An 8235-nucleotide genomic window follows, 5' to 3' on the forward strand; every position below is an offset into this window, starting at 1 on the left:
GTATAGCGTTTTCCTTCAGGTATAAATAGCCCTCAATCCCCTAAAAAGGCCTGTTTACAAAATTCGTAGCCAAAAAATAATACTGGCACAAAAACCGATCAGGAAGCGGTTGACGCTGGTATTTCATTTCTAAAGAGTTCCTCAACGAACGCATCTGTGTACTTATGGCTACCCTATTCATAACTGGTACTTCTGGTGGCTTAGGCCACGTGGTCACCCAAGCCCTGCTGAACGAAGGGCATCTCGTTATTGCTACGCGCCAGTATAGCGACAATCCGCAAAACCTTATTCATGGCTTTTCAGACTTGCTGTTTACCTATGAAACAGACCTGGCTGATGAAGCCCAGGTTCAAAAGTTAATCCAACGGGTTATTCACAAACACGGTCCTATCGACGCAGCGGTTCTGTTAGCGGGTGGGTATGCAGGTGGTTCACTGACGGAGACGGATGGGGCCTTAATCGATAGCATGATGACGGTAAATTTCAAAACGGCTTATCATGTCATTCAGCCACTTTTTACCTACATGAGTAGCCGATCCAACGGAGGACGGTTCGTACTCATTGGTGCCAGACAACCGTTAAATGCCCAATTCGGTCGGCAAGCAGTGGCGTATACGTTAGCCAAATCACTGTTGTTCGACTTGTCGGACCTGATCAATGCGTCGGGTAAAGAGCACGATATTGTCTCTACCGTCATTGCCCCCAGTGTTATTGATACCCCTGCAAACCGTCGGGCTATGCCGGATGCCGACTTTACGGCCTGGGTCGATCCGCAAACTCTGGCCGACACGATTGCCTTTGTGCTTTTTGGCGCGGGCCGTGCCTTACGAGAACCCATACTTAAGGTATACAATCGGGCCTAGCCGCTGGCAGGTACTTAATTCACGCATAAACTAATCTACTGATGGAGATTAACATTCCCGATTCTGGTTTACCCCGCGTAGTCATTGTGGGCAGTGGGTTTGGTGGTATACAACTGGCTAAATCCCTGAAAGGAAAAGCGTTTGAGGTGGTATTGCTCGACAGGAATAACTACCACACGTTTTTGCCGCTACTTTATCAGGTGGCGACGGCCGGCCTGGAACCCGACGCCATTGCCGAACCCGTTCGGGAAATCTTTACCAGACAACCCCATTTCCATTTTCGAATGGCGGAGGTTCTTCAGATCGATCCACAGCACCATAAACTGGACACCTCCATTGGTACCCTGCACTACGATTACCTGGTGCTGGCCTGCGGCTCACAAGCCAATTATTACGGGAGTGACGAGCTGACCCGCCATGCCCTGCCCATGAAGACGGTGAGAAACGCCCTGTCCTTACGGAGTCGACTGCTTGAAAATAGTGAACGGGCGCTGGAACTAACCAATGAGCAGCAACAACTCGAACAGATGAACATCATCATTGCCGGTGGAGGCCCAACGGGTGTTGAACTGGCCGGTGCCATTGCCGAACTACGCGACATTGTACTGGCCAAAGACTACCCTGAACTGCCCCTTAAACACATGAAGATTCACCTAATCGAGGGGAACAACCGCTTATTAAAAAGCATGGGAGAAGACTCTTCCCGAAAGGCCCATCAGTTTCTGAACCGGATGGGCGTAACGGTGCATTTAAAAGTCATGGTTCAATCCTACGATGGCCGGGTTGTTACGCTTAGTAATGGAGACACGCATGCTGCCAAAACCCTGTTTTGGACGGCCGGAGTGGAAGGCGTACTCATTCCGGGCTTATCGCCCGCCAGCGTTGGAAAAGGAAATCGGTATAGGGTCAACGCGGTTAATCAGGTGGAGGGCTATGAGAACGTATTCGCTATTGGCGATAATGCTCTGCAAGTGCTTCCGGATTATCCACAGGGGCTTCCGGGATTGGCTCCCCCAGCCATCCAGCAAGGGCAATGGCTGGCGAAGAATTTAGTTTCTATAAATCGGCAAGAACCGCTTCAACCATTTCGCTACGTAAATAAAGGTGTAATGGCTGTTATTGGCCGCAATCGGGCCGTCGTTGAGCTACCCTTCTGGCACACGCAGGGGTTTTTGGCTTGGATACTCTGGATGGGCGTACACCTGCTTTTATTGGTTGGGTTTCGCAACAAAGCGTCGACGGTACTGAATTGGGCAGTCAATTATTTTAGTTACAGCCGGGCTTCTCGGCTAATCACTCGATTTCAGAACGCTCCCGTTGAAGCCGTGACCAGCGTTTCAGGTGCTTCTGTTCCTCTTTAACTCCCCGAATTATGAAAAATGCTTTTCGAACATCTACCTCTTGGTCAGTACTTTATTGGCGATCAGGCATCTGGGCTCTTTTTGGCGTTGTATTAGTATGGGCGGAGCCTAGCTATGGATCCCTTATCATAATCTTTTTGAGCTCGATTATGATTATAGGAGGTCTTTTAGCGATTCGATTTTGGCAGGTCAACCGTGCTCACATAAACGATACAAACTGGTATCTGGCTGCGGGCCTGCTGGATAATCTGATCGGCATACTCTTACTGCTTTCTCGCAATAACCCGACCATGAATATTGGGCTAACTCTGGGTGCCTGGGGGCTGGTAGTTGCTATAATGCAAGCCGTTGAAACCATGTATGTATTCATTGGCGTGCAGTCATCAAGCGAGGTTAGCGACTTTTCGATTACGATAATTCATTTGATAAACGTATTGATCTGCGGTGGAATAGCGTTCATTGTCTTGCAGCAGCCATTGGGCGAGAACTCCATTCGATGGTCGGGATTACTTTTTATCGGATTCAGTATGTCCTTACTAATCCTGACCCGTTGTTTGCAAATTGATGAAGACACGCATTAACCGTCTGGTAGGCTTTATTCGTTTTCATAATTACCCGTCTGTTTAGTTTAAGCAAATTGGTGTCTTGTCTATATTTCCCCTTGAATACCAATTGGCGACAGAAAACTAGCTTGCTTATAGCAGCTTTTAGCAACTAACATAACCCTTGAGTAGTGTCTTGTCCTAACTGAAGTCGGACGTTTATCTGAACGCTGGCATAGTAGGAGGGATGTGGCTGAAAACTGACCTTTTAGCGTTCAATAAAACCGTTTAGTTAAGTAGTTCAGTGTTCTGACACGTTCCTGGCTTTTCCTGAACATAGCTCTCTTTGCCAAATCGAATATAATAGGCACTAATATTGACCAGTGAGTAGGCTTGTAAAGATTCATTCTTTACTGGCCAATGGCAAATTATAAACCATCGGACTACGAACTCCTGCGTCGGCGATGTGCTCAACTAAAAGAGCAAGGCTGGAAGCAAACTAAAATTGCTCAGGCTTTAGGACTGACGGAGGGCTGGGTCAGCCGAACCCTCAAAAAATATCGACAAGAGGGCCAAGCCGCTTTAACTTGGCGTAAACCAAGTGGACCCGCCTGCCGCTTGACAGATCAGCAGTTAACTCAGTTAATCGAGGAGTTGAATAAAGGGGCTGAGCAGCATGGGTTCCCGGGTCATATCTGGACACGCCCTCGGGTTAATGAGCTCATCAAAAAGCTATTCGGCGTTAGTTATGATGTGTCTCAGGTTGGGCGTTTGCTCAAGAAACTGGAATGGACCCGTCAGAAGCCCCAGCCTAAAGCTCGGCAACAGAATCCGCAACGAGTCCAACAGTGGCGAGACGAACGCTTACCTGAACTCAAAAAAAGCCAGGGCTGAAGGCCGGATCATTTTATATGTGGATGAATCAGCTTGTTATCTATTGCCCATGCTGGGGCTGACTTGGGCACCCCGAGGGCAAACACCTGTGCTGCTCGAGCAAGCAGGTCGTGATCACTTAAGCCTAATTGCAGCCATTGCGCCTAATGGCCGTATTTACTTGGCAGGCCAAGATCAGTCCTTCAAGGGAGAGGATATAGTATGGTTTTTGGGTAAGCTTTGCAGTCGCTATCGCAAGCGTGATTTGCTGATCATATGGGATGGAGCTTCTATTCATCGGAGTGAAGCCGTTAAAGCGTTCCTGAAGGCACGTCCGGGACGTGTTCATTTGGAGTGTTTACCGGCCTACAGCCGCGCCACGGTGGCCCGGAGTTGAACCCAACGGAGTTGGTTTGGAATCAGATTAAGCAGCAGCTAAAAAACCGAGTATTTCTTTCATTGGATGACTTAACTGTGGCGGTCCTTGAGCAAGTTAATTTGTTGGAAAAAGACCCGACGTCCGTGCAAGTATTCTTTCAAAAGAAGGAAGTCGCTTTCTTTACAAGCTAATGCACGGGGCAATAAAAAGAGGCTGCTCGCTGAACTGTGTCAAGCCTAAGGGTGAATAGAAGGCAAATGAAAAATCCTTAATTTCACAATCATGACCGACAACTTCGACTTCAAAGCCTTCAAACAAGTGGCCATCAAAGGCCTGAGATTTACTTTCACCCTTTTTCGATTACTCTGCCCTCATTCGCAAGGTAATGTATATAACGAATGCTGTCGAAGGGTATCATCAGCAGTTGCGCAAAGTGACCAAAACAAAAGGAGTATTTAGATCAGCAGTAGCTTGCAAAAATTGGCCTACCTAACGATTCAAAATCTACAGATCCGGTGGAAAAGACTACCTACAACTAGAAGGAGCTAATTAACCAGTTCAGCATCATCTTTGACGAACGTATAAAACTACATCGCTTCGACTAAACTCCCCTGATACAGTTCAGAGTGCACTCCCTCAAAAATGCGTATGGAGTACTGCGCCTGTATGACTCCATACGCTTTATAATCAGAATGCGTTCTTCACTCAATTTCTATTTTATCAATCTCAGTCATTATTCTATCTGTTTCGGTCAGAGCTACGATGATCTTTTGGTAGTGTAAAATATCATCAAAATCTAACTTTCTGTCTTTCCGATCTTTAAGCCATTTTTGAGCAGGTTGATAACCCCCAATATAAGAATCCCAAGCTACTTGCGGTATATGGGAAAAATATTGAGTTTCATTAATAAACACGTTTCCGTCCTCATATTTTATATTTTCAATTACATTACTGCCATCAACAGGATATTCAGTAATTAAATCTTCCACCAATGGACTTTCAAGCAGGTGTAACTGTCTGATTGTTCTTCCTAATCCAGCTAAATCTTTAAAAGTTTTTCTATCTTTTGGATACGGAATAATAGGAAAGCTCGTTTGTAAAAACTCTTTATATTTTCCTGTATATGTAAAGCTATGCATAATTGCATATATATAATCTAAAATATCCAAAGGATAAAAAATATCTTGATAGCCTTGAGGTAGATTAGCGGCTAGGTTATCGTCTTCTATGAAGTATAGATTTAAATCTTTAGCTATCTTGGCAATAATATCAGTATTTAAATTTAGTATCCTACTTGAAGCTTTAATGAAATTTATTTCATCTTTTGATTCAGGATATAGATAAAGGGGGAAAATATTATTAATGTTATAAGCACTATACGTTTTATGACCTGCAATGTTTCTTGTTATGAACGCACCAGGGCTCTCATTATCGGATAACTGTTTAGGGCATATTAATGCAATATTATCCTTTTTAAACATGTGCCTCATTACTTCTCCTCTAGGTCTACAATGAAACCCTTTTGATTTCCCTGTGTAATAGGTATATCTATCTTCAAAAGGTCGATAAGTTATTTTTACTATATTGTTGAAATCGACCCCTGACTCCTTCAAGTCTTTTCTTGCAAGATTTACTTTCCAATCCTCGACATCTTTGCCTAATTTAAAATAGGTTCGAGCCTGTTCATCATCAAGCTCTAAGAATTTTTTTATTACTTTTTCAACTTCCTCTTTGGATATTTGAATAGTAAACTCGTCCCTAGCAGTTACAATGCCCGCTTTATTAAAATTGAATAAATTGTTGATTTTAAAACCATTTTCATATTCTTTTTCAACATCAGTATCTCGCTGCACCATATAGTACATAGGCGCTTTTGTGGGTATTTCTTTGTAAGGGATTGTTGTTAATGAGTTATTATCTAAGAAGTCAAATTTGAAATCCCGCTTACCATACAAATCGCAATGAAATACTTTACCTAGCTCATTGTCTTTTTTATTTCCTGTTTTTATAAATATATTTATTGACGTTCCTTGCTGAATATTAAAAAGATTCATATCTAAAGTCCCATCTTCAGAAACTTCTTTTTTATTGCTGTTTCCATGCAAATCTATAGTATATATCTTATCATACGTTTTGAGTAGGCTCCAACGCATTCCTCTGAAAGTCGAATTGTCTAAAAATCCATGTGGATTTATGAAAGCTAAAACACCGCTACCATTTTTTTCAATATAATACTGCCCATATCGTATGAATTTTACATAATCATCATTCAACCATTTTGAATTTCGTTCTTTTAGCTTCTCTCTTCCACCTGGTTCCTTTTTGTAATCTTCCATTAGCTTCATTATCCATTCACCTTTATTTTTACTTTCTCCATTGTAAGGTGGATTGCCAAGGATGCACATTACAGGCGTATCTCTTTTTATATGGTTAGCCTCGTTTGCTTCTGTACTAAGCCAATGAGCAAAAAGTGTTCCTGTATCTGGGTGATCTTCTTCTAAACTATTGGTAAGATATATTTTAAGTCTTTGTGATATAATTGGTTTATATCCAGTTTCAGCAAGTAGCAAATCGAGTTGTAAGTGTGCCATTGCATAACTAGCCATTAGTAACTCGAATCCATTTAAGCGAGGTAATAATTGGGATTCTACATAGCTACTCCAAATACCTTTTTGCCCTTTGTACTTTTTGTAAATATGTTTCACTACTTCTGCTAGAAAAGTGCCTGTACCTGTTGCGGGGTCAAGAATTTGTACTTTGTGTACTTCTCTATCTATATATACTTCTTTAAGCTTAGAGCGTAAATCTCCCGTTGCCTTTACTGCTGTTTTAACTTTTATAGTCGTTTTACTTGTATCAGCTAGTCCAGATGGCAACCCAAATTCTGTCTTGAGAACATCATCAACCGCTCTCACAATAAAGCTCACCACAGGTGCAGGCGTATACCATACTCCACGTTCCTTGCGTAAACTAGGGTCATACTCACTTAGAAATGTTTCATAAAAATGGATGATTGGGTCTTCCATTTTTGTAGACTTCCCATAGTTTTTAAATATTTCAACGACATTACAGGCGAGAAATATTTCAGCCAAACTATCTACAATCCATTTTATACGGTCGTCAATTTCTGGACCAGCTATGTAGCCAAACAGTTTACGTAAAAATGGATTACTTTTTGGGATTAGTTCGGCTGCTTCCTGTCTGCTGAAAGTGGGTAATGTTGCATCATGAAAACGTGCAGCCAGCATTCCGTAAGCTATAGTTTGAGCATATACATCAGCAAAACCTTTGGGAGTTATGTCGTGGATTAATACATCCTTCAAACCCTCAAACTGTTGCTGCAAAGTACTATTTGCTTCATTGATTTCATCGCCAGTGATTGAGTTCTCTATTATCTCTGATAGAAGTTTCGCTTTACCTGCCATCATTTCCGCCAGCTTCTTTGAACTCTTTATAGTCTGTCCGACGTATCCACAGAAGTCATTTATCAGGTTAGAAAACTTATCAAAGTTTTCTGGCAGGGCTTTTATACCACTACCGGTAATATCTGCTATTATGACTTTAACTACAAATTGACCATCACGATACAGGTAAAAGTTTAGGTAATCAGTAAAGATTATGTTATTGAGCGCAGCTTTGTAACGGTCGAATTGTTCTTTGTTGCCAGTTACTTTGTTACCCTCTAAATCTCTGTCGCCAATATCCTTTGCTTCTATGTAGCCGACCGGAATATCATTTTTTGTGATGATGTAGTCAGGCGCACCAAATTTTTGCCTTTTTGGTTCATTCGTAGCCTCAACATTCGTTACTAAGGTTTCAATAAGCTGTTGTAAATCACCTCTAAAAGTATGTTCAGTAGCATTTCCTGCCTGGTAACGCTTGTTTACGCTATCTATGTACTCGTCTAACTTCATATCAAATTATTAAAAGGTAGTCTAGGATGAAAACCAAAATTAGCCGAATATCACTTGAAATAACCAGCGTTTTATTATCCTTATTGCATATTCGACGAGCTGGTATAGAACTGCTTAGAAAAGGTCAATCTAAAATCGTCCAATAAAAAGATAGTCAGTTGTATTAAATGAACTATGCAGGGCTTTCTTATAAAAACGGCAAGGAGCAGTTAGCCATACCTTTGTGGTTCTCTAGACTACAAAACCATGACTGTCGCTCCCTGCTTGGCTAAACCTACAACATTTTTCCAACTTCTTGACCAA

6 protein-coding genes and 1 pseudogene are annotated in these 8235 nt (G+C 42.2%); 6 read left to right on the plus strand and 1 reads right to left on the minus strand.

The genetic code is table 11. The annotated features are described in order from the left end of the window. Window positions 1-164: 164 nt before the first annotated feature. The 6 genes and pseudogenes from GJR95_RS32390 to GJR95_RS42985 all read left to right on the plus strand — a co-directional run. On the plus strand, window positions 165-863 hold the full coding sequence (locus GJR95_RS32390) for an SDR family NAD(P)-dependent oxidoreductase (protein WP_162389804.1): 699 nt from the start codon (window positions 165-167) through the stop codon (window positions 861-863). A 41-nt stretch (window positions 864-904) separates the two neighbouring features. Beyond that, on the plus strand, window positions 905-2224 hold the full coding sequence (locus tag GJR95_RS32395) for an NAD(P)/FAD-dependent oxidoreductase (protein WP_162389805.1): 1320 nt from the start codon (window positions 905-907) through the stop codon (window positions 2222-2224). 149 nt (window positions 2225-2373) lie between these two features. Then, window positions 2374-2805 (plus strand): hypothetical protein, encoded by a 432-nt coding sequence (locus GJR95_RS32400; protein WP_162389806.1) that lies wholly within the window; start codon window positions 2374-2376, stop codon window positions 2803-2805. 381 nt (window positions 2806-3186) lie between these two features. Beyond that, a complete protein-coding gene (locus GJR95_RS42360) occupies window positions 3187-3660 on the plus strand; it encodes a winged helix-turn-helix domain-containing protein (protein ID WP_232540928.1) in 474 nt (157 codons plus the stop codon). A gap of 49 nt (window positions 3661-3709) precedes the next feature. After that, entirely contained in the window at window positions 3710-4036 is a 327-nt protein-coding gene (locus tag GJR95_RS42365) for a transposase (protein WP_232540929.1), read from the plus strand. Window positions 4037-4355: 319 nt separating this feature from the next. Next, window positions 4356-4623 (plus strand): annotated as a pseudogene (locus GJR95_RS42985) (transposase); the annotation flags it as partial. 96 nt (window positions 4624-4719) lie between these two features. Here GJR95_RS42985 and GJR95_RS32410 read toward each other — a convergent pair. Continuing rightward, window positions 4720-7932, minus strand: a complete 3213-nt coding sequence (locus GJR95_RS32410; RefSeq protein ID WP_162389807.1) for a type ISP restriction/modification enzyme — start codon at window positions 7930-7932, stop codon at window positions 4720-4722. Between the last annotated feature and the right edge of the window lie 303 nt (window positions 7933-8235).

It is taken from the genome of Spirosoma endbachense, assembly GCF_010233585.1.
GTDB classification, from domain to species: Bacteria; Bacteroidota; Bacteroidia; order Cytophagales; family Spirosomataceae; genus Spirosoma; species Spirosoma endbachense.

What these genes read in the sequence shown, in the direction of transcription:
- GJR95_RS42360 (WP_232540928.1), top strand. Translation starts at nt 3,187, where the DNA reads ATGGCAAATTATAAACCATCGGACTACGAACTCCTGCGTCGGCGATGT.
- GJR95_RS32390 (WP_162389804.1), top strand. Translation starts at nt 165, where the DNA reads ATGGCTACCCTATTCATAACTGGTACTTCTGGTGGCTTAGGCCACGTG.
- GJR95_RS32400 (WP_162389806.1), top strand. Translation starts at nt 2,374, where the DNA reads ATGATTATAGGAGGTCTTTTAGCGATTCGATTTTGGCAGGTCAACCGT.
- GJR95_RS42365 (WP_232540929.1), top strand. Translation starts at nt 3,710, where the DNA reads ATGCTGGGGCTGACTTGGGCACCCCGAGGGCAAACACCTGTGCTGCTC.
- GJR95_RS32395 (WP_162389805.1), top strand. Translation starts at nt 905, where the DNA reads ATGGAGATTAACATTCCCGATTCTGGTTTACCCCGCGTAGTCATTGTG.
- GJR95_RS32410 (WP_162389807.1), bottom strand. Translation starts at nt 7,932, where the DNA reads ATGAAGTTAGACGAGTACATAGATAGCGTAAACAAGCGTTACCAGGCA.